This window comes from Chryseobacterium jejuense (assembly GCF_017877355.1).
Lineage (GTDB): Bacteria > Bacteroidota > Bacteroidia > Flavobacteriales > Weeksellaceae > Chryseobacterium > Chryseobacterium jejuense_A.
This window is the reverse complement of the sequence record NZ_JAGIPR010000005.1, coordinates 16,351-40,367: the sequence shown is the minus strand read 5'-3', so window position 1 is coordinate 40,367 and position 24,017 is coordinate 16,351. Positions and strand designations below refer to the sequence as shown.

General features: G+C 35.7%; 23 protein-coding genes. 11 read left to right on the top strand and 12 right to left on the bottom strand.

Annotation, left to right across the window (positions count from 1 at the left end; all coding sequences use genetic code 11):
* Window positions 1-100 precede the first annotated feature (100 nt).
* From secA to J2772_RS11390, 3 genes are all read right to left on the bottom strand, one after another.
* On the bottom strand, window positions 101-3,175 hold the full coding sequence (gene secA, locus J2772_RS11400) for a preprotein translocase subunit SecA (protein ID WP_209916702.1): 3,075 nt from the start codon (window positions 3,173-3,175) through the stop codon (window positions 101-103).
* 125 nt (window positions 3,176-3,300) lie between these two features.
* Window positions 3,301-3,522 (bottom strand): DUF2795 domain-containing protein, encoded by a 222-nt coding sequence (locus J2772_RS11395; RefSeq protein ID WP_002662059.1) that lies wholly within the window; start codon window positions 3,520-3,522, stop codon window positions 3,301-3,303.
* A 136-nt stretch (window positions 3,523-3,658) separates the two neighbouring features.
* Entirely contained in the window at window positions 3,659-4,687 is a 1,029-nt protein-coding gene (locus J2772_RS11390; protein WP_209916700.1) for a GDP-mannose 4,6-dehydratase, read from the bottom strand.
* Between the two features lie 90 nt (window positions 4,688-4,777).
* Between J2772_RS11390 and J2772_RS11385 the strand changes: the two genes are divergently transcribed.
* Window positions 4,778-5,575: a DUF2797 domain-containing protein gene (locus J2772_RS11385; protein ID WP_209916698.1), complete on the top strand. Its 798-nt coding sequence runs from the start codon at window positions 4,778-4,780 to the stop codon at window positions 5,573-5,575.
* A gap of 34 nt (window positions 5,576-5,609) precedes the next feature.
* Window positions 5,610-8,267, top strand: coding sequence for a hypothetical protein (locus tag J2772_RS11380; protein ID WP_209916696.1), 2,658 nt, complete (start codon window positions 5,610-5,612; stop codon window positions 8,265-8,267).
* 117 nt (window positions 8,268-8,384) lie between these two features.
* Here the strand turns inward: J2772_RS11380 and J2772_RS11375 are convergent, their stop codons facing one another.
* Window positions 8,385-8,735, bottom strand: a complete 351-nt coding sequence (locus J2772_RS11375) for a hypothetical protein (RefSeq protein WP_209916694.1) — start codon at window positions 8,733-8,735, stop codon at window positions 8,385-8,387.
* A gap of 172 nt (window positions 8,736-8,907) precedes the next feature.
* On the opposite strand from J2772_RS11375, the gene J2772_RS11370 reads away from it, so the two are divergent.
* Entirely contained in the window at window positions 8,908-9,102 is a 195-nt protein-coding gene (locus J2772_RS11370; protein ID WP_045492359.1) for a hypothetical protein, read from the top strand.
* Window positions 9,103-9,224: 122 nt separating this feature from the next.
* Complete coding sequence (locus J2772_RS11365) at window positions 9,225-10,271, top strand: PA0069 family radical SAM protein (RefSeq protein ID WP_209916692.1); 1,047 nt, start codon at window positions 9,225-9,227, stop codon at window positions 10,269-10,271.
* Window positions 10,272-10,309: 38 nt separating this feature from the next.
* On the opposite strand, the gene J2772_RS11360 is transcribed toward J2772_RS11365, so the two are convergent.
* Window positions 10,310-10,480 (bottom strand): bacteriocin-like protein, encoded by a 171-nt coding sequence (locus J2772_RS11360; protein ID WP_209916690.1) that lies wholly within the window; start codon window positions 10,478-10,480, stop codon window positions 10,310-10,312.
* A 145-nt stretch (window positions 10,481-10,625) separates the two neighbouring features.
* Window positions 10,626-10,790 (bottom strand): bacteriocin-like protein, encoded by a 165-nt coding sequence (locus tag J2772_RS11355; RefSeq protein WP_209916689.1) that lies wholly within the window; start codon window positions 10,788-10,790, stop codon window positions 10,626-10,628.
* 216 nt (window positions 10,791-11,006) lie between these two features.
* Between J2772_RS11355 and J2772_RS11350 the strand changes: the two genes are divergently transcribed.
* Window positions 11,007-11,276 (top strand): hypothetical protein, encoded by a 270-nt coding sequence (locus J2772_RS11350; protein WP_209916687.1) that lies wholly within the window; start codon window positions 11,007-11,009, stop codon window positions 11,274-11,276.
* 44 nt (window positions 11,277-11,320) lie between these two features.
* On the opposite strand, the gene J2772_RS11345 is transcribed toward J2772_RS11350, so the two are convergent.
* Window positions 11,321-12,271: an isopenicillin N synthase family dioxygenase gene (locus J2772_RS11345; RefSeq protein WP_209916685.1), complete on the bottom strand. Its 951-nt coding sequence runs from the start codon at window positions 12,269-12,271 to the stop codon at window positions 11,321-11,323.
* Window positions 12,272-12,355: 84 nt separating this feature from the next.
* Between J2772_RS11345 and menD the strand changes: the two genes are divergently transcribed.
* Window positions 12,356-14,032, top strand: coding sequence for a 2-succinyl-5-enolpyruvyl-6-hydroxy-3-cyclohexene-1-carboxylic-acid synthase (gene menD, locus J2772_RS11340; protein WP_209916683.1), 1,677 nt, complete (start codon window positions 12,356-12,358; stop codon window positions 14,030-14,032).
* On the opposite strand, the gene J2772_RS11335 is transcribed toward menD, so the two are convergent.
* Together J2772_RS11335 and J2772_RS11330 are read right to left on the bottom strand one after the other, a co-directional pair.
* Entirely contained in the window at window positions 14,029-14,655 is a 627-nt protein-coding gene (locus J2772_RS11335) for an aminotransferase class IV (protein ID WP_209916681.1), read from the bottom strand. The genes menD and J2772_RS11335 overlap by 4 nt on opposite strands.
* Window positions 14,639-15,616 carry an aminodeoxychorismate synthase component I gene (locus tag J2772_RS11330; protein WP_209916679.1) on the bottom strand — a complete coding sequence of 326 codons (978 nt, stop codon included), beginning with the start codon at window positions 15,614-15,616 and terminating at the stop codon, window positions 14,639-14,641. The genes J2772_RS11335 and J2772_RS11330 overlap by 17 nt, the downstream gene beginning before the upstream one ends.
* A gap of 44 nt (window positions 15,617-15,660) precedes the next feature.
* Here J2772_RS11330 and J2772_RS11325 point away from each other — a divergent pair, with 44 nt between their 5' ends.
* The 4 genes from J2772_RS11325 (at window position 15,661) to J2772_RS11310 (ending at window position 18,537) form a co-directional block, all read left to right on the top strand.
* Window positions 15,661-16,386 (top strand): hypothetical protein, encoded by a 726-nt coding sequence (locus tag J2772_RS11325; RefSeq protein WP_052480476.1) that lies wholly within the window; start codon window positions 15,661-15,663, stop codon window positions 16,384-16,386.
* Between the two features lie 72 nt (window positions 16,387-16,458).
* Window positions 16,459-17,196, top strand: a complete 738-nt coding sequence (locus J2772_RS11320) for a beta-carotene 15,15'-monooxygenase (RefSeq protein WP_209916677.1) — start codon at window positions 16,459-16,461, stop codon at window positions 17,194-17,196.
* Window positions 17,197-17,212: 16 nt separating this feature from the next.
* A complete protein-coding gene (locus J2772_RS11315) occupies window positions 17,213-18,289 on the top strand; it encodes an AI-2E family transporter (RefSeq protein WP_209916675.1) in 1,077 nt (358 codons plus the stop codon).
* 20 nt (window positions 18,290-18,309) lie between these two features.
* Window positions 18,310-18,537 carry a DUF3820 family protein gene (locus tag J2772_RS11310; protein WP_209917321.1) on the top strand — a complete coding sequence of 76 codons (228 nt, stop codon included), beginning with the start codon at window positions 18,310-18,312 and terminating at the stop codon, window positions 18,535-18,537.
* 76 nt (window positions 18,538-18,613) lie between these two features.
* Here the strand turns inward: J2772_RS11310 and uvrB are convergent, their stop codons facing one another.
* The 3 genes from uvrB to J2772_RS11295 all read right to left on the bottom strand — a co-directional run bounded on the left by uvrB (window position 18,614) and on the right by J2772_RS11295 (window position 22,566).
* Window positions 18,614-20,605, bottom strand: a complete 1,992-nt coding sequence (gene uvrB, locus J2772_RS11305; RefSeq protein WP_209916673.1) for an excinuclease ABC subunit UvrB — start codon at window positions 20,603-20,605, stop codon at window positions 18,614-18,616.
* A 189-nt stretch (window positions 20,606-20,794) separates the two neighbouring features.
* Complete coding sequence (locus J2772_RS11300) at window positions 20,795-22,192, bottom strand: M56 family metallopeptidase (protein WP_209916671.1); 1,398 nt, start codon at window positions 22,190-22,192, stop codon at window positions 20,795-20,797.
* 2 nt (window positions 22,193-22,194) lie between these two features.
* Window positions 22,195-22,566: a BlaI/MecI/CopY family transcriptional regulator gene (locus J2772_RS11295; protein WP_209916669.1), complete on the bottom strand. Its 372-nt coding sequence runs from the start codon at window positions 22,564-22,566 to the stop codon at window positions 22,195-22,197.
* Window positions 22,567-22,671: 105 nt separating this feature from the next.
* On the opposite strand from J2772_RS11295, the gene J2772_RS11290 reads away from it, so the two are divergent.
* Entirely contained in the window at window positions 22,672-23,889 is a 1,218-nt protein-coding gene (locus J2772_RS11290) for a PQQ-dependent sugar dehydrogenase (RefSeq protein WP_209916667.1), read from the top strand.
* Window positions 23,890-24,017 lie beyond the last annotated feature (128 nt).

Sequence of the window (24,017 nt, the reverse complement as noted above, 5' to 3'; positions counted from 1 at the left end):
AATAATCTTGATATTTATCATAAAATTATTATACAATCCACAACAAAAAACCGCTCCAGCCAATGCCAGAGCGGTTTTTAATAATATCGTTAATTATTTCTTATGCTGGAATTTCTCCTTTGTATAAGAAAGAAATAATTTCTTTGTTTAATTTCTCCATCATTTCACTGAATAAGTGGAAAGATTCCTGTTTGTAAATTACAAGTGGGTCTTTCTGCTCATAAACAGCTCCCTGAGAAGATCTTCTTAAGTCGTCCATCTCACGAAGGTGAAGCTTCCAGTTTTCATCAATGATTGATAAAGTGATGTTCTTTTCAAAATCATTGATTAAGCTTTCACACTGAGTATCATAAGCCTCTTTAAGATCAGCTACAATAGTCATTGTTTTGTGTCCGTCTGTGAAAGGAACCTGGATCATTTTAAACATTGAACCTTGGTTTTGATACACATTCTCAATGATTGGGAATGATTTCTCCTTCAATAGGTTCAGTTTCATCTGATAATCTTCCTGAGCAGCTTTGAATAAGATATTCGTTAGATCCTGAATGTTTTTATTATTAAAATCATTTTGTGAAACCGGAGATTCCATTGTAAATGTTTTAATGATTTCATATTCGAAATCCTTATAACTTCCTGTAGCTTTTCCTTTCGCAACGATAGAATTCGCTACATCAAAAATCATGTTCGTGATATCGTATTTCAAGTGATCTCCGAATAAAGCATTCTTTCTTCTCTTATAGATTACGTCACGTTGTTTGTTCATTACGTCATCGTATTCAAGAAGTCTCTTTCTCGTTCCGAAGTTGTTCTCTTCCACTTTCTTCTGAGCTCTTTCAATAGATTTGCTAATCATAGAGTGCTGAATAACTTCACCCTCTTTATGACCCATTCTGTCCATCATTTTAGCAATTCTTTCAGAACCGAATAAACGCATTAAGTTATCTTCAAGAGATACATAGAACTGAGAACTTCCCGGATCTCCCTGACGACCAGCTCTACCTCTTAACTGTCTGTCAACACGTCTTGAATCGTGTCTTTCAGTACCGATAATAGCTAAACCTCCTGCTTCTTTTACTTCTTTAGAAAGTTTAATATCCGTACCACGACCTGCCATGTTTGTTGCAATAGTTACAACTCCCGGCTGTCCTGCTCCAGCAACAATCTCAGCTTCCTTCTTGTGAAGCTTCGCGTTCAATACCTGGTGAGGAATTTTTCTTAACTGAAGTGCTTTTGAAAGCAACTGAGAAATTTCAACAGATGTTGTCCCTACAAGTACAGGTCTTTTCTCTGCAGTTAATTTTTCAATTTCTTCAATTACAGCGTTATATTTTTCTCTGTTAGTTTTGAAAACTAAATCTTGTTTGTCATTTCTTAAAATCACACGGTTGGTTGGAATAACCACAACGTCTAATTTGTAGATCTCCCAAAGCTCACCAGCCTCAGTTTCAGCAGTACCAGTCATCCCCGCAAGTTTGTTGTACATACGGAAATAGTTCTGAAGCGTAATTGTCGCAAAAGTTTGAGTAGCAGCCTCAATTTTCACATTTTCTTTAGCTTCGATCGCCTGGTGAAGACCGTCAGAATAACGTCTACCTTCCATAATACGACCAGTCTGCTCGTCTACGATTTTTACCTCACCATCAATTACCACATACTCATCATCTTTTTCAAATAATGTATAGGCTTTCAATAGCTGGCTCATTGTGTGAACTCTTTCAGATTTTTCAGCAAAATCACCGAAAAGTTTTTCTTTAGCTTCAAATTCCTCTTCTTTAGATAAATTTTTAGCTTCTACTTCAGCAATTTCAGTTCCGATATCCGGAAGAACGAAGAAGTTTGGATCAGAGTTCCCCTGAGACATGTATTCAACACCTTTGTCTGTAAGGTCTACCTGATTGTTCTTTTCTTCAATAACGAAGTAAAGGTCTTTATCTACGATCGGCATATCACGGTTGTTATCCTGCATGTATTGAGCTTCAGTTTTCTGAAGCAATGCTCTGTTTCCGCTTTCCGATAAGAATTTGATTAATTGTCTGTTTTTAGGAAGACCTCTGTATGCCTGAAGCAATTTGAATCCTCCTTCTTTAGTTTTTCCTGCTGCGATTAATTTTTTCGCTTCATTGAAGATTACCGAAACTGTTTTCTTCTGAACTTCAACGATTCTGTCGATAGAAGGCTTAAGAACGTCAAATTCCTGTCTGTCTCCCTGCGGAACCGGACCAGAAATAATCAACGGTGTTCTTGCATCATCTACCAATACGGAATCCACCTCATCCACGATCGCAAAGTTCAATTCTCTTTGTACCAGCTCTGAAGGTGAAGTCACCATGTTATCTCTCAGATAATCAAAACCGAATTCGTTGTTCGTTCCGTAAGTAATATCCGAGTTATATGCTTTTCTTCTTCCGTCTGAGTTCGGCTGGTGGTTATCGATACAGTCGATAGACATTCCGTGGAACTGATAAAGAGGTCCCATCCAAGCGGAGTCTCTTTTCGCAAGATAGTCATTCACGGTTACAACGTGAACCCCTCTTTCAGGAAGTGAATTTAAGTAAATAGGTAATGTTCCTACCAAAGTTTTACCTTCACCGGTTGCCATTTCGGCAATTTTACCACTGTGAAGAATAATACCTCCGATAAACTGAACATCATAGTGGACCATATCCCAAACTACTGGAGTTCCGGCAGCGTCCCATGAGTTTTTCCAAACAGCTTGATCTCCCTGAATACTAACGAAATCTTTTCCTGCAGCAGCCAGTTCTCTATCCCAGTCACTTGCTGTTACACGAATTTCTCCGTTCTGTGCCCATCTTCTTGCGGTTTCTTTTATCAATGCAAAAGCTTCCGGAAGAACCTGAATAAGAACTTTCTCTTCAATTTCGTAAGATTCTTTCTTTAGAGACTCAATATTTGAGAAAAGAGCTTCTTTCTCATCAACGTTTGTTGAGTTTTTTATTTGCTCTTTAATCTGTTCTATCTGAGCTGTGATCTTGCTGGTAGCATTTTTAATATTTGCTTTAAACTCAGCAGTTTTTTGTCTCAGTCCATCATCCGACAATTGTTGGATGTTAGGTTCTACAGCCTTGATTTTTGTTACAACTTTTTTTACTTCTTTTAGGTCCTGCGCTTTTTTGTCTCCCAAAAACCCTTTAAGAACTTTGTTTAAAAAACTCATAAATTTTTTGCTTTATGCTTAATGCAAGATGCTTTAAGCGTTTTAATGACACGCTTATCGTGTAAGTTAATATATAAAAAAGGGCAAAAAAGCTCTAAGCCCTCAGCCTAAAGCTTATCGCTTTATTAATATTCGTCCTCGTTCCAAAGGAAGTCCTCGTCTGTTGGATAGTCGCTCCAAACCTCCTCAATAGATTCATAAATTTCCCCTTCATCTTCAATTGCCTGAAGGTTTTCAACTACTTCCATAGGTGCACCAGTTCTGATTGCGTAGTCAATAAGCTCTGCTTTTGTCATTGGCCAAGGTGCGTCACTTAGATATGAAGCTAATTCTAATGTCCAGTACATAATTTTCTAATTTTTTGCAAAAGTATAAAAATAGGTTGTATAATAAACTTTTTTATACTTGATTTTCAATTCTTTTTATAATATTTTCTTGTAAATCACTGTCACCAACTGCATGACAGCCATGTCAGTAATTTGCTTATTGTCGTTTTCTCAAAAACCATTCCACAAATTTTTTTATGCCATTTTGGAAGTCTGTGTCAGGTTTATACCCTATTAAAGTCTTTGCTTTTGTAATATCGGCATTGGTTTTTGTGACATCTCCCGGCTGCATTGGCAGAATTTTTTTGTGGGCTGTCACTTTCAGTGCGTCTTCTATAGTGGCTACCATCTCTGTTAAGGTTACAACCTGGCTTTCTCCTAAATTAAGGATTTCATATACATTGGAATTGTTTTCCAGGTACAGAACAGATTTAGTAATTCCGTCAATAATGTCATCAATATAAGTATAATCTCTGGCAGTTGTTCCATCACCATAGAATGGAATTTCTATACCTTCTGAAATAAGTTTTGTAAACTTATGGATAGCAAGGTCTGGCCGCTGCCTTGGCCCATATACGGTGAAGAACCTTAACTGAATCATATCAATGTGATAAAGATTATGATAAACATGACCTAAAATTTCTCCGCTTTTTTTTGTTGCGGCATAAGGAGAAATAGGATTGTCTACATTGTCGGTTTCTGCAAAAGGGACTTTTTCATTGTTTCCGTAAACACTTGATGAAGATGCACAAATGAATTTTTTGATATTGAAATCTTTACACAACTCCCAAAGATTCATGGTGCCGCGAACATTTACTTCTTCATACTCCAGAGGTCTTTCAATAGAGGGGCGAACACCAGCTAATGCAGCCAGATGAATCACCATATCAATAGAGTGGTTTCTGAAAATGTCTTCAAGTCCTTTTTTATCTCTGATATCCTGATAATAGAGGGTGTATTTGTCAGAATTAGAGAGAGAAACCAGACGTTGAATGTCAGTCTCTTTATCAGAGAATTCAAAATCCGAAATTCTATCAATAGACTCTAAAGTATTTTTAATTTTTATCTGATAGCTATAGAAATCATCAAAATTGTCAATGTTTATGACAGAATGTCCATTTCTTAATAATTGTTCAACTAAATGGGAACCGATGAACCCGCTACCGCCTGTTACAAGATAAATCATCAATGGTTTTTTATGAATACAAAAATATAAATTTTACTTTTTGAAAAATATAATCATTAAATTTACGTAAAAAAGTAATATAAATATAATATGCAGTTTCAAGGGCAAATTTTAAAAATGATAAGCTACGATGCTAAACCCATCCAATATTATCTGAATCTTTCAGGAGATTTGATTCATATCAATGAGTTGTTGGGGAAGGAATTAAGCATTAAACATGTAGGGTTTCAATGTGTAAACTGTGGTGAAAATAAACCTATTTATAGAATGGGTTTCTGTAAAAGCTGCTTTTTTGAAAGTCCCTATGCAAGTGAGACCATTATCCGTCCGGAGCTTTCAACGGCACATTTAGGAGTTGCAGAACGTGATCTGGAAGTAGAAAAAGAAATTCAGCTTCAGCCTCACACCGTATATCTGGCATATACAGGAGATGTAAAAGTTGGGGTGACCAGAAATACTCAGATTCCTACAAGATGGATCGATCAGGGAGCTACTTTTGCTTTGCCTATTGCAAGAACTGAAAACCGTTATGAAGCGGGAATGATAGAAGTTGCTCTAAAAGAACATTTAGCAGATAAAACAAACTGGAGAAAAATGCTTCAGGATGACTTTGAAGGAGAAGTAGATCTAGCAGACTTCAGGCAAAAGATCAAAGAATATTTTCCAGAGGAATTCCAGACGTTCTACAGTGAAGGAGAAGAACTTTGGGCATTTGATTATCCATTTGAAAAACCGGAGAAAGTAACTTCATTTACTTTAGATAAGAAACCGGAATTTACCGGAAGACTTACAGGAATAAAAGGGCAGTATCTGGGATTTGAAGGCGGAAACTTTATCAATGTAAGAGGGCATGAAGGGTATGTGATAGAGCTCAAAATCAAAAACTAATCTTAATTATAAGAAAATCAACCAAATCACAAATATGAAAAAATGGGTTAAAAGGCTATTAATCAGTATCGGAATTATTGCAGGGCTTCTTCTTGCAGCCAATTTCGGACTGAATTTTTGGCTTAAAACTCAGCTTCCGGAATATATAAAAAACAATACGGATTATAGAATTTCTTACAAAAGCCTGGATGTGGATCTTAGCACAGGAAACATTCTGGCGACAGGAATTTCAGTCAACAGTAAAGATCCACAAAACACTAATGTTATTGGCCTTCAGGGAACTATTGATACATTAAAGGTCAGTCGATTTGGGATTTATGATGCTATTTTCAATAAAACAATAAGTTCATCTGATGTATTGCTGGCAAAACCAAACCTGAATATCATCCTTGCAAAACCAGCAGACCAAAAAACCGGAAAAAAAAGAAATCCTGTCTCATTTGAAAATATCAGGATCAATGATGGGAAACTTACTGTTTTTAAACATAACAAACAGAAGTTTTTGTCAGTCCAACAACTTGATTTAGTGGTAGAAAATCTGCAGATGACAGAAGAGTCTGTAGAAGATAAGCTGCCTGTTGCTTTTGACCGATATAGTATTAAAGGGCAAAACTTCTTTTTCAGACCGGCAGATATATATGCTGTTACTATTAATTCCATTAATACAGCGGATGGGCAGATGGCAGTTGAGAATTTTAAACTGATTCCGCTCTTGTCTTTTGCTCAGTTTAAAAGGTTTTATCCTCAAAAAACTCAGCTATTTGAATTTACCATCCCCAAAATGGAGTTTAAAGATGTAGTTTTAAATAAAAATAAAGTTTCTCTTGCTGATGCAGATTTTCAAAATCTGGTTTTTACGGTGTATAATACCGGTGTGAAGAATACTAAGAAGGAAAGCAAGACGTCTAACTTTGAGGTTAATTTGGAGAATATAAAGCTTAACAATGCTGTAGCTCAAATTAACAATGCCGATGGAAGCAGGCTTTTGTCTGTGGGAAATCTGAATCTGAATATCAATCAGCTTGTATTCAATAAAGAAACTGCTGAGCGGGTAATTCCGCTTGGATATAAAGATTTTACATTCTCTGGAAAAGATATCGTGTATGCTGACCATCAGAATATTGCAATTAAAAGTATTGCTTTAAAACCTACTAACGGAGAAATCAAAGATCTTTCATTCACTCCAGGTTCTCAACCTAGCGGAAAGATGATAATGGATTTAAAATCCAGCCATATTGCATTTAATATCAATAAGTTGGAATTCATTAATAAAAAGCTGAATCTTGATGTTAAAGACGTTCTGGTTGAAAATGCAAACGGAATGATAAAGGCAGGAGAGAATAAGCAAAAGAAAAATGCCAATTCCGGATTCTTACAGTCTGCCATCATAAGAAAAGTCTCTTTGAAGAATTCGAACCTTATTTATGATAAAGGAAAAGAGCCATTGGCTTTCCATGATTTGAATGCTACTGTAAACGATGTTGAAATAAGACCGAAAGCAAATAACCAAGGGCTTTCCTTTACCGTAAAAGACTATTTTCTGACTACCCGTAATTTTGCTTATAAAACTCAGTTTTATAATATCAGTCTTGGGCTTTTAAAGCTGAATAAAAATAAAATTCAGATCAATAATTTTGCAATGAAGCCTCTCGTTTCGAGAAATCAGTTTATCAAAATGATACCTGTGGAAAGAGATCTGTATGATTTGAAGGCTGGTCAGGTAACAGCTGAGGGAGACTGGGATCTATTTTCAGATCATAAGTTCATTAATGCTTCGCATGTAGTGATTCAATCTGCGGATGCTAATATTTTCAGGAGTAAAATTCCAAAGGACGATCCAAAGATTAAGCCTTTATATTCCAAGTTGCTTCGTTCGATTAAAATTCCTATGAATATCAATACTCTGGATCTGAAGAATTCTGTTTTGGTATACGAGGAAGATACTCCCGAAAGTATGGGGCCGGGTAAACTCACATTCAGTAACTTTAATATGAATGTAAAAAACCTTAACTCTGCAAAAGCAAAAGGAAAACCCACTAAGGTTGATATCAATATCCATTGTTCCTTCATGAATTTATCACCACTTTCCGTAAACTGGGGCTTTGATGTTGCAGATCAGTATGATGCCTTTACAATTTCAGGAAAGACATCCAATCTTCCTGCGAATGGAATTAATCCGTTTATCAGACCTTATCTGCATGTGACGGCTACGGCTGGAACCATTCAGGAAATGCTGTTTAATTTTAAAGGAAATCCTGCCGGATTGCATGGAACATTTAATTTAAAGCATAAAGACCTGAAGATTGCTGTCCTGAACAAAAATAATCATGAAAAGAAAGGCTTTTTAACAGCTGTAGCCAATGTTTTCCTGAAGTCAAGCTCAGGAAATTATCCGGAATCAGTAACGGTGGAAAATGTGGAACGTGACCCTACGAAATCCTTCTTTAACCTTTTTTGGAAGGGAATTGAACAAGGGCTGAAGAAAACTCTTATTGGAAAAAATGTTGAAAAAACTGAACAGAAAGTTAAAAACGCAGTTTCGTCAGTGAAAGAAATGAAACAGTCTGTAAAAGACATTAAAGAGGAAATCAAACAGAAAAAGAATACTTCTCAACCCCAGGAAGAAAAAAAAGAGAAAAAAGGTTTCTTAAATGGTATTTTTAAAAAGAAAGATAATAGTGAAGAGAAATAATTTTTTAAACCATTAAAGTGTAATCATAAACATATCTTTACGGTTGGCATGAAATCAATTTTATTTTAATTTAAAACAGCCTTAATAGTTTAAAAAATTAATATTGCGTTTCAATGCTTAAAAATTGAATTCATCACTTTCGTGAACGGGGATATCTCTCAGAAATTCATCAAATTTATCTCCGGAATAATTGCTGTCGGCTCCATAAGAATCAATAATCATTCCGCGGTTTCCGGCATCATCCTTTACCACATACAATACGGCATTGTCATCCGGGTTACTATCCCCTTCAAAGCGGTATGTTTTTAAAACAGTCAGTTCAGAAGGAGTATAAATTTTTTCAGAATTCTCAAATTTCATCTCACAGTTTTCATTCATTCTGAATTCTCTCTTTATCCCTCTCTCAGAGAGCTTGTTCATGACCTGGCTTAAGGTGGTCATTTGATCAATGTTTTCTTGATTTTCCATAATATTTTTTTGTTGATAAGTACAATAATTAAACCATTGCTTTTCTAAAGATAAGAAAAATAGCGGATTATAATTTTCTTAAAAATAGGGTTTAATGTTAACAAAATTTATAATTCGGAAAAAAGAAATAGGTACACTTTTTGCAATACTCATCACAATAAATCAAGAAAATATGAAAAAAGAAGTTGGAGTTTTACTGGCAGGAGGAGTAGGTCTTTTGGCAGTATTAAGCTTAATAAGTATCAAGAAAATTTTGACTAAAAAAGATAAAAAATATAGTGATAATTATTCAGATTATCACAGACACTTTGATGAAAAGAACCACGACGATGAAACACACGGAGTGGAATTTTACGCGCTGAAGTAGTAAAAAAATATATTAAATTATGTTTAAATCCAACGCTTTTGAAAGTGTTGGATTTTTTTGTGGAAAACTTAAATGTTAAAGTTCATTATTTTATAAAAAATCCATTCTAATTTTACATCAGAATGTCAAACGAAAATTTCATAAAAGGTCAGGGAGCTCAGCGAAACGTTATCAATCGTTTCGACAGGTATACCTATGAGCCTGATGATGAAGATTTCGAAACCGTTAAGACCTCTTTTACAGAAGTCTTTCCGAAAACCATTGTGAATCAGGTTAAAAGCGAGGATCTTCCAATGGAGTATTCTATGAACCCTTATCAGGGTTGCGAGCACGGCTGTTCTTACTGCTTTGCCAGACCTACCCATGAATATTGGGGCTATAGTGCCGGAATTGATTTCGAAAGAAAGATCATGGTGAAGAAAAATGCTCCTGAACTGCTTGAAAAGTTTTTTCAGAAAAAAGGCTATAAAGCGGCTCCTATTTTGCTCTCCGGAAACACGGATTGTTATCAGCCGGCTGAAAGGCAATTTGAAATAACCAGAAAACTCCTGCAGGTTTGTCTTGATTACAGACATCCTGTCAATATTCTGACAAAAAATGCATTGGTATTGAGAGATTTGGATATTTTAAAGCCCATGGCTGAGCAAAACCTTGTTTCAGTTTCTTTAAGTATTCCTACGATCAATGAGGAGCTAAGACGAAAAATGGAACCAAGGACGAGTTCTGCTCCCAATAAATTAAAAGCGATTGAAATTCTCTCCGAAAATAAAATTCCTGTTCACGTAATGGTGGCGCCAATTATTCCTGGATTGAACAGTGATGAACCTTTAAATATTTTAAAATCTATTTCTGATGCAGGAGCCTTGGGGTTCGGATATACACTGGTGAGGCTCAATGATACTGTAGAACCTGTTTTTGTCAATTGGATTGAATCTCACTTTCCGGACAGGGCACAGAAAGTGTTGAACCTGATCCGTTCTATGCGTGGTGGAAAGTTAGGTGATAAAAGATATTTTGAAAGACAGAGAGGAGAGGGGAATATTGCTGAAATGATTCACACAACCTTTAGAATAGGAAGGAAAAAATTTTTTGATGGAAAAGAGTTTCCTAAACTGTCAACTGCCAACTTTACAGGGACAAAGGAGCAGCAATTGAGATTGTTTGATTAGAATATATAAAAAACGCTCCAAAAGGAGCATTTTTTGTTCTAGTAAATAATTGGTTGTTCTCCATCAGGACAAAGGAATTCTAACCTGCATAATGCTTTATACTGTATTCCATCACTGCACCCATAAAAGCATTCTCCAGGATAAGGAAAACTTATCCCTCCGGAAATTGTTTTCAATTTGCCTTTACTTAATTTCTTTAAATTTTTCATATAGTTTGATTTTGGTTTAAATAAAGATATGAAAATATTCGTAAGTGTTTGTTTATTAGTTTTTTATTTCATTACTGTATCAAAATGCTGGAAAATAAAAAAACCGCTTCAGAAGAAACGGCTAATTACATTTTCATGAATGATCTTACATTATTTCGACTCCTGTAACAGGGCATTTAAAATCATCACTGCAAGCAGCACAAATGATGGTGCCATTACAGGCATACAAACAGTATTCAACACCTGGGAAATTAGCACCTCCGGAAATTCCTTTTAATTGGTCTTTTCTTAGTTTCTTTAGATTTTTCATATTATTTTGATTAAAAATTTGATAGTAAAACAAAATTAATTAAAAAATTTTCAATTAGATGAAGCACGATGTGTTAAAAAGTAGAATTTATTTAAAAAAATCCAAATAATGTGATTTTTATATACAAATATTTGATTGTTAACGAAATAAAAATTAATTTTAGAAAAGCGATATCCGAAAAGCTTATAGAGTAGGAAAAACTAAATACCAAAAACTATGAAAAATTTCAAAAAAATTTCAAGAGAAGATCAGAAGAAAATGATTACGGGAGGTGTAGGACCTGTCTATTGTTTTGAAGGTGAAGGGCCTGGTACAGGTGGTTGCGCATCAGGATATATCTGTTCAGGAGGGAAGTGTGTACCCTATATAGGTAATCCTGGCGGCGGTGATGGCTCTGGTGGTGGCGCCAGTTATACCTGTATCTGTCCGTGGGGAACTGTCACACAGTCTACTCCTTGTCCGGAGTTTTATTGTATAACAGGATAAAAAAAATAGTCAGTAATTTAATTACTGACTATTATTCATTATGATTATTTTTTAATCAAGCCTAGTTCTATCAATCTTTCATGTAAGAACTCTCCTGCTGTTGTGTCTTCGTATAACTTTGGATTGTTTTCGTCCACACAGTTTTCAAGAGCGTTTAATGACATCGCACTTACTGGGTGCATAAAGAAAGGAATTGAAAATCTTGAAGTGCTCCACAATTCTCTTGGCGGGTTTACCACTCTGTGAATCGTAGATTTCAGTTTGTTGTTGGTATGTCTTGATAACATATCTCCAACGTTAATCATCAATTCATCCGGTTCTGCAATAGCATCAATCCATTCTCCATTATGGTTCTGAACCTGAAGACCTTTTCCTTGCGCTCCCATTAAAAGAGTAATAAGGTTAATGTCTCCGTGAGCCGCTGCTCTTACCGCATCATCTGGTTCTTCAGTGATTGGCGGGTAGTGAATAGGTCTTAAGATTGAGTTTCCTTCTGCAATTTTATCGTCAAAATAGAACTCATCTAAACCAAGGTGTAAAGCTAATGCTCTTAAAACATACTGTCCTGTTTTTTCAAGCATCTGGAATGCCTCTTTACCTACTTCGTTGAATTTTGGAAGTTCATCAACAATTACATTGTCTGGATACTCAGCTTTGTATTTTGAATCATCAGCTAGATACTGCCCAAAGTGCCAAAATTCTTTTAAGTCTCCTTTTTTGAAACCTTTTGCAGTTTCTTTACCGAATCCTACATACCCTCTCTGGCCACCAATTCCGGGAATCTCATACTTCTGTTTCGTTTCCACTGGTTGGTCAAAAAAGTTTTTTACCTCTCCATATAAATCTTCTACAAGGTTGTCATCAAGAAAGTGGCCTTTTAAGGCTACAAAACCAATTTCTTCATAAGCTTTTCCGATTTCATTTACAAATTTCTGTTTGCGTTCCGGGTTGTCCGAAAGGAAATCACGCAGGTCTACACTAGGTATTTTATCCATTTTTAGAAATTTACGAATAGCAAAATTACATTTTTTTTAAATTAAATGATTTTAAAATCATTATTTATAAGTTAAATTTGCTGTATGAAAAAATATTCTTCTAAGAGAAGTATCCAAATACTTGCACATCTTCTTCAGCAGTACGGAATTGCAGATGTTGTAATTTCACCAGGATCAAGGAATGCTCCTTTAGCGATTCATTTTTCAGAAATAGACAGCTTCAATTGCTACAGTATTGTAGACGAAAGAAGTGCTGCCTTTGTGGCAATGGGAATGGCTAAGAGTGAAAAAAAACCAGCAGCAATTACCTGTACCAGTGGATCTGCAGTGGTTAATTACTATCCTGCAATTACTGAAGCTTTTTATCAGAATATTCCGCTTTTAGTGTTAACAGCTGACAGGCCAACGGATTTTGTTGATATTTTTGATGGGCAGACTATCAGGCAGAAGGATGTTTTTCATCAGCATTCTTACGGAGACTTTCAATTGCTGGAAGACAGTAAGGAGAATGCAGAAGATATTAATTTTGACATTATTAAAAAGGCTATAGAGCTTTGCTTTGAAAAGCAGGGGCCGGTACATATCAATATTCCTTTGGAAGAGCCATTGTATGAATTGGTATCAGAACTACCAACCTTCCCAACGGTTGAAAAAACAATCAAGCATAAAGACTATGAGATCCCATCCCATCTGATTGCAGAATGGCATACTTCTCAAAGAATTATGTTGTTGGTAGGCACAAGAGATTACAGCCCGGAATTGGAAAATCAGTTAACACAATTGGTTAAAAACCATTCTGTTGTTGTATTGAGTGAAGTGAATTCCAATTTGTATCATGAGAAATTTTTCAGACATATAGACCGTTATATTTTCAACTTTACAGAAGAAGATTTTAAAACGTATGCTCCGGATCTGTTGATTACCGTAGGGCAGAATGTGGTGTCTAAAAAAGTAAAGCAGTTCCTGAGAAGTGCAAGACCAAAACAGCACTGGCATTTGGATGAAGTTTGGCAGCCGGATACTTATTTCTCATTGACAGAAAAAATAGAGGTAAAACCGGAAGTATTCTTTTCTAAATTGTTGAAATTTATTAATTTGGAACCAAGACCTTATTTCAATCTTTGGGACGTTCTGAGAGATAAAAAAGATGCGAAGCACCAGCAGTTTTTAAATACTGTTGAATTCTCAGATTTTTATTTTTTCAATAAAGCATCCCAAACGGTTCCTGAAAATTATAATATTCATTTTGCAAACTCTTCGGCCATAAGATATGCACAGCTGTTTGATTTTGGTAAAAGAAGAATGTATTGCAACAGAGGAACCAGTGGTATTGATGGCTCAACTTCTACAGCAATGGGCTTTGCGATTAAGAATGTAAATCCTACCTTGCTGATTACCGGAGATTTAAGTTTCTTCTATGATATCAATGGCCTTTGGAACCAATATATCCCTCCTTTTGTAAGAATCATCATCTTCAACAATGGAGAAGGAAACATATTTAAAATCATTCCTGGACCAGGAAATGCCAATCCGAATACACTGGATGAGTTCATTGCAACCAAACACCGTAAAAATGCTGAGCATCTAGCAAAGCACTTTGGGTTCTCTTACATCAAAGTGGAAGATGATCTTACATTAGATCGAGTACTGGAGAATTTCTTTAAGCCGGATGCACAACCAAAAATTCTGGAAGTGAATACTTACGGGAAGAACAGTGCTGATGTTCAGAAAGCTTACTTTAATTTCATGAAAGAAAACTAAAGATCGAGGTATTCTTCATTTCCCGGCAGATTTTTGATTCTGTCAATAGGATAAATGAACATATCATCAAAATCGTTTAAGGCGTTGATGAGTTGAAAGTGGCTGAACTGCTTTATATTTTGTAAAGTAATTTCAGCCTCTTTTATTTTTTTCTGCTTTAGAAGATGTTGCCTTTGCACTCCATTCAGAAGGAAGGAATTCGGGGTAAACCAATCCTTACCTTTTAAAAATAAAATATTGGAGAAAGAGGTATCGGTGATATGATTATTCTTAACAATGATGATTTCCTCAGCCTTAGACTTCATTTTCATTTTATCCAATTCCTTACGGTCTTCAAATTTGAACGAGTAATCGAAGCTGTTATTTTCCACCAGTTGGAAATCCTGAATTTCAGGAATAGCATAAGGAATCATTTGAGTCCGAACCTTTTTATCCAGATCATAAGAAATTCTCAGCTTGAAAAGTCCATCTTCATCATGCTGCAGGTTTTTGTAGATTTTGGCCAGGTCAATAGATCCCTCTTTTCCAAAGTGGGAGAATGTTTGATTAACACGTTTTTGATGGAGGTCTAATAAAAAAACTTCCTGATCTTCTACCTTAATGCTTTCAATGAATTGGGACATAGATTTTATTTTTCATTTCCTGATATTCGTCTTCTAATTTACTCATGTGCGTTATACCGCCTCCGCTTTTGAAATAGAGTTTATTATCCTCTTTTTCAATAAAACGTATCATTACACAGCTGTCGACATTTTTACCGTCGAACCAGCCACAAACTCCTGTGTAGTATCCTCTGTTATAACCTTCTGCTTCCTGAATTATTTCCAATGTTTTAGGCTTTGGGGCTCCCAAAATAGAACCTGCAGGAAGAAGCTTCTGCATAATACTTCCTACTTTTCCATCAAATTCAGACTTTACTATTCCTGAAATTTCCGAACTCATGGCATATAAATCTTTCTGCCGGGTTTTGAGGAAGTCAATATGTTGAAACTGATCTACACATACATCATCTGCAACCATGCTCAGATCATTGCGGAGTAAATCTACTACTGTATAATGCTCGGCTTTTTCCTTGGGGTCATTCTTCAGGATTTCTGCTGCATTTTCTATGGAGGCATCAATAGTACCTTTCATAGGGTAGGTTAAAATTTTTCCGTCAATAATCTTCACAAAAGTTTCAGGAGAAAAAAATACAAAAAAATCTTTATAAAAAACCTTGTATTTAGCTTCTGATTGATAAAAAATTTCTTTAAGGCTTAAATTGGTCTCAATTTCGGTTCTCCGGGTATAGTTTACCAGATAAGAATTTCCGAGACGAATATTTTTTTGAACTTTATCAAACCCTATTTTAAAGCTTTCCAGGGTTTCCGGAAAGGATTTCCACTCTATTTTTTTATCAATATCAGGTTCTTTTTTTGAGTTTGAAAATGTCTGAAAATCAATTAATAAGCCTGATTTTTCAATCTCGTCTTCTCTATAGATTTCAACATTCTCTGAAAGGAAGTCGATAACAAAGAAATAAGGAACCTTCTGGAAAGAAAGTTCGTCCATTTCTATAAATTTTTGATGATTCACTGAAAACATTCGGCAAAAATAATTATTGATGTTTACTTTTGCATAAAATTTTTATGATGCAGAGCAAATATCCTCAGAAACCAGGAATTGATTTTATATTGAAGCAGGCTTTTTTCTACTGGAATAAAACACTGGTTTTTCAGTTGATGTTTTCAATGATCTTTTTTGGAATCTTTCTTACTTCCCTGTTCTTCTTTGGGAACTGGTATGGAATATGGGAGCAGAATCAAGTATTGACAGAAGCTTTAAAAGAAGGAACAAAGGCGTATATGGAAAAAATCGCGGAATTAAGTGCTACAGAAGGTTATCAGATGTTTACACTTGCGATCTGGGCCACCACGGCATTTCTGTATCCTCTGAACCTTGGAATGTTCCAGATTTTCAGAAAACTTGACCTTAACGAAAAAATTGAACTCGGAGATTTATTTGTAGGCTATAACGGAATAAACTTTTTTAAATACCTGGGATATTATCTTTTCTGGTTCATGATCTACAGACTAACGGTTCCTACGATCCTTCTTGCCATTATCTGGGTAGCGGTAACGGTATTTGTAGCACCACTCATGTTTTTTACCAATAAAAGGATATTTGAAGCCATTTCTTTGAATTTTAAAGCCCTTAGAATGTATTTTGTAGAAATCATGGTATGTGTATTCGTTGCTGTTTTATTTAAATATTTGGGTTTCAGTTTATTTTTAATTGGAGGACTTTTCACGTTTCCTTTCTGGAATGCTATGATTTATTCATTGTATAAAACAATATTTTCGGAAAAAAGCTAAAATTCAACCAGGTTTAATATGTTTTTTTATTAAAAAAAGTTAAATTTGATAAAATCATTAAATATTTAAACTATGTCTGAATTTAACGAATTTGATCAGCAAGGTTCCGTGCCCAATAAGGAAACGGGATCAATCATCTCGCATGCCTTTGAAATGTATAAAGGTGTTTTTGGGTACGCCATTGTTGCCATGATAATTTATATCGTTGGAGGATTTATCATCCAAAGTGTTACTGGCTTCAATTCTGCTGCCATCATGGAAGAAATGCAAACTTCAGGTGATTATGGGAACTTTAGATACTGGGAAACCCCTGGATTTTCAATGTATATGACATTCTCCAGTCTTTTTTTACTGTTACTGACTCCTCTTTACGTAGGTTTGATTTACATGGTGAATAAATTCAATACTAAAAATCCAATTGAGTTTTCTGACCTTTTTATTGGATATCGTCAGAATTTTGTTAATATATTAATATACAGTTTTCTTTCAGGGATTATTTCTTCTGTTGCATTGACGCTTTGCTTCATACCTTTCTTTTTCATTTATCCGTTTCTTTTATTAGGATATCCTATTTTATTATTTGAAAATTCATCGGCTATTGATGCTTTAAGCAAATCATTCAATATGGCCAAAGAGAATTATGGAACATTTTTAGGCGTAAGTTTCCTTGGGCTTTTAGTCTCAATGGCAGGGGTCATTCTATGTGGAATCGGGCTTATTTTAACAGCTCCGTTCATTATGATCGTAATGTATTCTGCCTATTGTGCCTTTATTGGAAAGCCAAGACAGATCATACATACAAAACAATAAGATAAAATAATACTTGATGAATAAAGACAATCAAATAAGCAGTGTTGCCATAAAGCAGATTTCTTTGCTCGCCATTATTTTGGTGATGGCAGGTTTGATCTGCTTTAATCTTGCATTGTTTATTCCATCAGTTTTGGGAGCTATTACTATTTATGTAGTCTGCAGAAAGTATAACTTCTACCTTCAGGAAGAAAAGAAATGGAAGCCTTCTCTTGCTGCTTTTGCCTTAATGTTTGCGAGTCTTATTGTTCTGATCCTGCCTATTTATTTCATTGCAGATCTGATTATTGATAAACTAGGAAATGCACAGGCTTATATGGATAAATTCAATGTATTTCTGGATAAAATACATTCCTATATCTATAATAAGGTTGGTTTTGATATTCTAAGCCAGGAAAACATGAATAAGCTGAAAAATTTTGTAGGGAAATTCTCTACTTCGGCGTTAAGCGGAACATTCAACACGCTTACGGTAGTGATGTCCATGTACTTTATTCTGTATTTCATGCTGGAAAAGCCAAAATTGTTTGAGAGGATTCTGACCAATTCGGCACCTTTAAAGCGATCAAATGTTTCATTGCTAGGCGAAAAGTTGAGAAAGTTGATTATGGCGAATGCGATAGGGATTCCTGTAGTTGCTATTGGGCAGGGGATTGTATCTCTTATCGGATATCTGATATTTGGAGCTCCCGGAGCAGTTCTGATTTTTGCTTTAACGGCTGCGGCTTCTGTTATTCCGGTTGTGGGAACCGCTATTATATATGTTCCTGTCTGTATCTTTATGATTGCAGAAGGAAATACAGCACAAGGAATTGGTCTTGCCATTTACTGTGTAGTGGTAGTAGGACTTACAGATAATCTGCTTCGTTTTACCCTTTTAAAGAAACTTGAAAATATCCATCCTCTGAATACCGTTTTTGGAATTATCATGGGAATGAACCTGTTTGGCTTTATGGGGCTTATTTTTGGTCCTATTCTGATCTCATTAACCCTTCTTTTGATACAGGTATACAGAAATGAGTTTACGGATGAGAATGCTCCTCCTGATCTGGAATTATCTAATAATGCTGAAGTAAATGATAAATTGATTTAATTATATAAAAAGTGGAGGGAATAAATCCGGAAATATTAAAAGAGATCTGTGTAGTGAAAATGCCGTTTGGTAAATACGAAGGAACAGTTTTAGCAGATCTTCCTATAAGTTACCTTGAATGGTTTCACCGAAGTGGAATGCCTAAAGGAAAGCTGGGAATGCAGTTGTCAACCGTCTATGAGATCAAAATAAATGGATTGATGGAGCTGTTAATACCCATCAGAGCTTCTGTAAGAAATGGGTTGTAAAAATAAGAACATTCTCTTTTGAGATAAAGTATCGGCGGCTTCGAAGAAGCCGCCGATACTATTTTATTAGTTATTTTTAATTTTTCAACGCCGCAATTTCATCCCTTAGCTTAGCCGCTTTAATAAAGTCGAGGTTTTTAGCCGCCGCTTCCATCTCTTTTTGCTTTTGCTCAATCATTTTTTCAACATCTTCACTGGCATACGTTGCTTTAACTTCAGCAACTTTCTGCATAATTTCTTTCTGGGTGTATTTTTCATCAGGAAAATCTTTACTTCTTCCTACAAGGTTTTCAGAAATCTTTTTATTCAGAGCTTTTGGTACCATGCCATTATCTTCATTGTACTTCATCTGCTTTGCACGGCGGTATTCGGTTTCATCCAATGTTGCCTGCATAGATTTCGTGATTTTATCAGCATACATAATCGCTTTCCCATTGATATTCCTTGCAGCACGTCCTACCGTCTGTATCATGGATCTTCTGCTTCTCAACATTCCTTCCTTATCAGCATCCAGAATAGCTACTAAAGAAACTTCAGGTAAGTCTAGACCCTCTCTTAGTAAGTTTACTCCAATTAAGACATCAAAAAGGCCTAAACGCAGATCTTGCATAATCTGAATACGTTCCAGAGTTTCTACATCCGAGTGAATATATCGTGTTCTGATCCCGAATTTTGTAAAATATTTGGTTAATTCCTCCGCCATTTTCTTGGTCAAGGTAGTCACCAAAACCCTTTCATCGGCATCAGCTCTTTTTTGGATTTCTTCCATTAAATCATCAATCTGATTTAAGCTGGGCCTTACTTCAATAATTGGGTCAAGAAGTCCTGTTGGACGGATAATCTGTTCAATATAAGCGCCTCCTGTTCTTTCCAGTTCATAATCTGCCGGAGTAGCAGAAACATAGATAACCTGATTCTGTATGGCCTCAAATTCCTCAAACTTTAAAGGTCTGTTGTCCATAGCTGCAGGAAGCCTGAAACCATATTCCACCAAAGACTCCTTTCTGCTTCGGTCACCACCATACATGGCGTGAACCTGAGGAACTGTTACGTGGCTTTCGTCTATTACCATTAAGAAGTCCTTAGGGAAATAATCAATCAGACAGAAAGGTCGTGTACCGGGAAGTCTTCCGTCAAGATATCGGGAATAATTTTCAATACCAGAGCAGTAGCCCAATTCTTTTATCATTTCAAGATCCAGTTCGGTTCTTTCCTGAAGTCGTTTCGCTTCCAGTGGTTTTCCTATAGAGCTGAAGAAATCAACCTGTTTTAGCATATCGTCCTGAATCTCTCTGATCGCTCCGTTTAGTGTTTCTTTGGATGTAACGAAAAGGTTCGCCGGATAGATCTGAATTTGATCAAAATTATCTTCTACATTCCCGGTAACGGGGTCAAAGCTTTGAATTTTTTCAATCTCATCACCAAAAAACTGAATCCTGATCGCGTTATCTGCATAGGCTGGAAAAACATCAATGACATCTCCTTTTACACGAAACGTTCCTCTTTGAAATTCATTCAAAGTTCTTGCATATAAAGCATTAACTAAGGAATGGAGTAATGCGGTTCTCGTAACTTTTTCACCAATAGCAATAGAAATTAATGATTTGTGAAATTCCGTAGGATTCCCAATACCATAAATACAGGAAACAGAAGCAACAATCAAGACATCTCTTCTCCCTGAAAGAAGGCTGGCAGTAGCAGAAAGACGTAATTTTTCAACTTCTTCATTGATGCTCAGGTCCTTTTCAATATAAGTTCCTGTTGTAGCAATATAAGCTTCCGGCTGATAGTAGTCATAGTAACTTACAAAGTACTCCACAGCATTTTCCGGAAAGAATTCCTTAAACTCCATGAAAAGCTGTGCCGCCAACGTTTTGTTATGGGCCAGAACGAGAGTAGGACGCTGAACATTTTGAACAACATTGGCAACCGTAAAGGTTTTCCCGGATCCGGTTACCCCAAGTAGAGTCTGGTATTTTTCACCAATCTCTATTCCTGCAGTTAATTTATCGATGGCTTGAGGCTGATCCCCGGTGGGTTTATATTCTGATTGAAGCTTAAAATCCATAAGAAAAGAATGTATAGAACAAAAATACGAAAGAAATTATTAGGCATGATAAAGTTTTGATGATGAATATTTTGGTGGTCAAAACTATGGTTGATTGTTTAGGTAGCTTTTGTTTCTTTTTAAAAGATGGATTTAAGAGAAAATATCAGGGGTCAGAAATAAAAAAAGCGCTGTAAAAGCGCTTCATTCTCATGGTTGTGTGAAGTTCATGGTTGCCGGAACCTTTAGCACTGATGCGATGGGGTGTCCATCTTTTGTTGCGGGTTTCCAGTTTGTATCGTTACTGATGGCTGTCATTGTTTTAAGGAATTCCTTATTGAAAATATCATTATCACCTGATGTTGTCACATTGGTAGCCTTTCCTGTTTGGTCTATATGAATATAGGCAGTTGCTTTTATCACTCCTTTTATAGGTTGAAGTGCACTTACATCCATGATTTTACCTATTTGATCTCTAAGGTCCGCCATACTGCCCGGATACTCTGCACTGACAAAATTTGTGTCTTCCTTGTTGTTTGTGTTTTTACCTTCTTGGTTTTTTTTTGGAGAAATGGTGTCAGTGACAGATTTTACAGATTCTTTCTTTAATGTTATAGGAGTAGCAGGATTGTTTTTCTGAAGAAGATCTTCAGGTATACTTTTCATAAAATACTGTACAACTTTTGGTGCTTCAGTATTGGTGGTTTTCTTATGTATATTGGTAGATAAATCTGTATTGTTCTCGGATTTAACAGAGATATTGGCATAAGTTCTTTCTGAAAGTAGTACTGTAGCAGCTACAAGCGTAATGATGCCTACTGTTTTTCGTAATAAACTGAATTTTGTTTTTTGAGCTTTCATCATGATAAATCGTTTTTTGGTGTTGTTAAAGTTAAGTGAATGGGTAAAGGGTATATTTTGGCTGCCCATAAGTTCATCCAGAATAAGGTTCTGGTATTCCTTAAGATTGAATTGATTCTTTAACACAGCTTCATCTGCTAAAAATTCATGATTGGAAATGATTGCATTTTTATATAGGAAAAGAGCAGGGTTGAACCATGTAAAGGTTTTTACAAGATGTATAAGGATGAGGTCTATACTATGCATTTGGCTAAGATGGCTTTTCTCGTGAAGAAAAATTCTTGGATCAATGATATCATTTTTCAGATACTCTTTTCCCATATAGATGGTATTCCAAAAGCTAAATGGGAATAGATTTTTTTGGGTGAATATAATATTGTAATTTTGGTATATACGTTTTTCTCCCTGTATTCTTTTAATGGTTATGATAGCCAAGAAGCTTTTAATCAATATAAAAAGAGTGACCATTACATAAATTATCCATACTACGTTTGTCCAATTAAAATTTTCCTGTTTAGTTTGTACTATGGAAACATACTGTGCTGCTTCTTCAATAACCAGTTGTGGATGATTTGTTTTTGGAGCCTGTACAGTAAATGTAATGAATGGAATTGTATACGATAGAATAAGTGAGCTCAACAGATAGATACGATTGAATCTATACATCTTCTCTTTTTCCAAAAACAAGTAATATACCGCAATGAAAAGCGATGAGCACAGAATTATTTTTAGAATAATAGGTAACATAACTATTCTTTTATCTGATCGTCAATAATATCACGAAGTTCTTTCAATTGCTTTTGGCTAAGTTTGGCATTTGACGTAAAAAATGAAGCAAACTGTGTTACAGAGCTGTTGAAAAAACGGTCAATCATAGAAGTCATCTCTTCCTTGAAATATTCTCCTTTCTCTACCATTGGATAGTATTCGCGGGAGTTTCCATATAATTTATAACCTACAAGTTCCTTATTTTGCATTCTTTTCAATAAGGTTGCTATTGTAGTGGCTGCTGGCTTAGGCTCCGGATAAGCTTCCAGAATATCCTTCATGAAAATATTTTTTCTCTCCCAAAGAATATCCATAAGAACTTTTTCAGAATCAGTAAGTTTAATCTCTTTCATTCTACAATGTTGTAATTTGTTCTACAAATGTAGAATAAAAATTTAATTATACAAATTTTATGTCATTATTTTTCCATATCTTTTCAAGTATCTAATCATAATGCAATGAAAATCAATCAATTTTACATCCCGGTACTGAGCCTTTTTCTTACTTTATCTTCATGTAAAAAGAACAATGCACAAGCACAACAGACCGGAAATGATGAGAGTGTAGAGACAGAAAAACCTAATTCTGAGTACCAACCTGCATTTAAGGGTCAGACAAGGATAAAGGGGGTAAAAACAAACACAGCCTACAATGTTGAGATATTGAATAAAGACCTCGGGAGACCCTGGGGAATAATTAATTTACCAGATGGAAGATTCCTTATTACAGATAAAAGAGGATATATGAATGTTGTTTCCAAGGATGGAAAACAGATTGCAAAAATAGAAGGCTTTCCAAAGGTAGATGCGAGAGGACAAGGTGGAATGCTGGATGTGGCGTTGGATCCTGATTTTAAGACCAATGCTATTATTTATTTCAGCTTTTCAGAACCCTTTGGAAAAGGAAATCTGACTTCTGTAGCTAAAGGAAAATTATCAGATGATCTTAAATCTATTTCAGGGGTGAAAATAATTTTCCGGGCAGAGCCTTCGTATGATGGAGACAAACATTACGGAAGCAGGCTGGTTTTTGATAAAGACGGAAATTTATTTGTCAGTACAGGTGAGAGGTCTGATAAAGTAACTCGTGTTTATGCCCAGAAAACAGATAATTATTTAGGTAAAATCATCAAAATAACGAAGGACGGATTACCTGCTCCAGGAAATCCATTTATAGGAAAACAGGGATATAAACCTGAAATTTATGCTTATGGTGTTAGAAATCCTCAGGGGTTGGCTATTGATCCAAATGGAAATCTCTGGGACGTGGAAATGGGGCCGAGAGGAGGTGATGAGATTAACCTTATTCAGCCGGGAAAAAACTATGGCTGGGGAGATGTAACCTATGGTATTGAATATTCCGGGGCTAAAGTAGGTAGCGGAATTACCCAGAAAGAAGGCACAGAGCAGCCTGTTTATTATTGGGATCCTGTAATTTCTCCAAGCGGAGTCACCTTTTATACCGGAAATATAGACGAATGGAAAGGAAATCTATTCATTGGATGTCTGAGTGGTGAACATATCAACAGAATTGTGATGAAAGATAATAAAGTTGTAGGTGAAGAACGCCTTTTGGTAGATCAGAGTGAACGATTCAGAGATGTTTTAGACGGTATGGATGGAAATCTCTATGCAGTTACGGATAGCGGAAAATTGTATAGAATTTCAAAGAAATAAAAAACGTCTGCTGAAAATTTTCAGCAGACGTTTTTTGTAAGGAAGCTGGAGAAGGGAAGTGATTGCAGTCATAATAAATAAAATCCTCTATCTATTATTAAAGAAATTTTAAGTGCCTGTATGGCAGC

Bases quoted from the DNA above. Each gene is read 5' to 3' on its own strand.
- secA (WP_209916702.1), bottom strand. From the start codon at position 3,175: ATGAGTTTTTTAAACAAAGTTCTTAAAGGGTTTTTGGGAGACAAAAAA.
- J2772_RS11395 (WP_002662059.1), bottom strand. From the start codon at position 3,522: ATGTACTGGACATTAGAATTAGCTTCATATCTAAGTGACGCACCTTGG.
- J2772_RS11390 (WP_209916700.1), bottom strand. From the start codon at position 4,687: ATGATTTATCTTGTAACAGGCGGTAGCGGGTTCATCGGTTCCCATTTA.
- J2772_RS11385 (WP_209916698.1), top strand. From the start codon at position 4,778: ATGCAGTTTCAAGGGCAAATTTTAAAAATGATAAGCTACGATGCTAAA.
- J2772_RS11380 (WP_209916696.1), top strand. From the start codon at position 5,610: ATGAAAAAATGGGTTAAAAGGCTATTAATCAGTATCGGAATTATTGCA.
- J2772_RS11375 (WP_209916694.1), bottom strand. From the start codon at position 8,735: ATGGAAAATCAAGAAAACATTGATCAAATGACCACCTTAAGCCAGGTC.
- J2772_RS11370 (WP_045492359.1), top strand. From the start codon at position 8,908: ATGAAAAAAGAAGTTGGAGTTTTACTGGCAGGAGGAGTAGGTCTTTTG.
- J2772_RS11365 (WP_209916692.1), top strand. From the start codon at position 9,225: ATGTCAAACGAAAATTTCATAAAAGGTCAGGGAGCTCAGCGAAACGTT.
- J2772_RS11360 (WP_209916690.1), bottom strand. From the start codon at position 10,480: ATGAAAAATTTAAAGAAATTAAGTAAAGGCAAATTGAAAACAATTTCC.
- J2772_RS11355 (WP_209916689.1), bottom strand. From the start codon at position 10,790: ATGAAAAATCTAAAGAAACTAAGAAAAGACCAATTAAAAGGAATTTCC.
- J2772_RS11350 (WP_209916687.1), top strand. From the start codon at position 11,007: ATGAAAAATTTCAAAAAAATTTCAAGAGAAGATCAGAAGAAAATGATT.
- J2772_RS11345 (WP_209916685.1), bottom strand. From the start codon at position 12,271: ATGGATAAAATACCTAGTGTAGACCTGCGTGATTTCCTTTCGGACAAC.
- menD (WP_209916683.1), top strand. From the start codon at position 12,356: ATGAAAAAATATTCTTCTAAGAGAAGTATCCAAATACTTGCACATCTT.
- J2772_RS11335 (WP_209916681.1), bottom strand. From the start codon at position 14,655: ATGTCCCAATTCATTGAAAGCATTAAGGTAGAAGATCAGGAAGTTTTT.
- J2772_RS11330 (WP_209916679.1), bottom strand. From the start codon at position 15,616: ATGTTTTCAGTGAATCATCAAAAATTTATAGAAATGGACGAACTTTCT.
- J2772_RS11325 (WP_052480476.1), top strand. From the start codon at position 15,661: ATGATGCAGAGCAAATATCCTCAGAAACCAGGAATTGATTTTATATTG.
- J2772_RS11320 (WP_209916677.1), top strand. From the start codon at position 16,459: ATGTCTGAATTTAACGAATTTGATCAGCAAGGTTCCGTGCCCAATAAG.
- J2772_RS11315 (WP_209916675.1), top strand. From the start codon at position 17,213: ATGAATAAAGACAATCAAATAAGCAGTGTTGCCATAAAGCAGATTTCT.
- uvrB (WP_209916673.1), bottom strand. From the start codon at position 20,605: ATGGATTTTAAGCTTCAATCAGAATATAAACCCACCGGGGATCAGCCT.
- J2772_RS11300 (WP_209916671.1), bottom strand. From the start codon at position 22,192: ATGTTACCTATTATTCTAAAAATAATTCTGTGCTCATCGCTTTTCATT.
- J2772_RS11295 (WP_209916669.1), bottom strand. From the start codon at position 22,566: ATGAAAGAGATTAAACTTACTGATTCTGAAAAAGTTCTTATGGATATT.
- J2772_RS11290 (WP_209916667.1), top strand. From the start codon at position 22,672: ATGAAAATCAATCAATTTTACATCCCGGTACTGAGCCTTTTTCTTACT.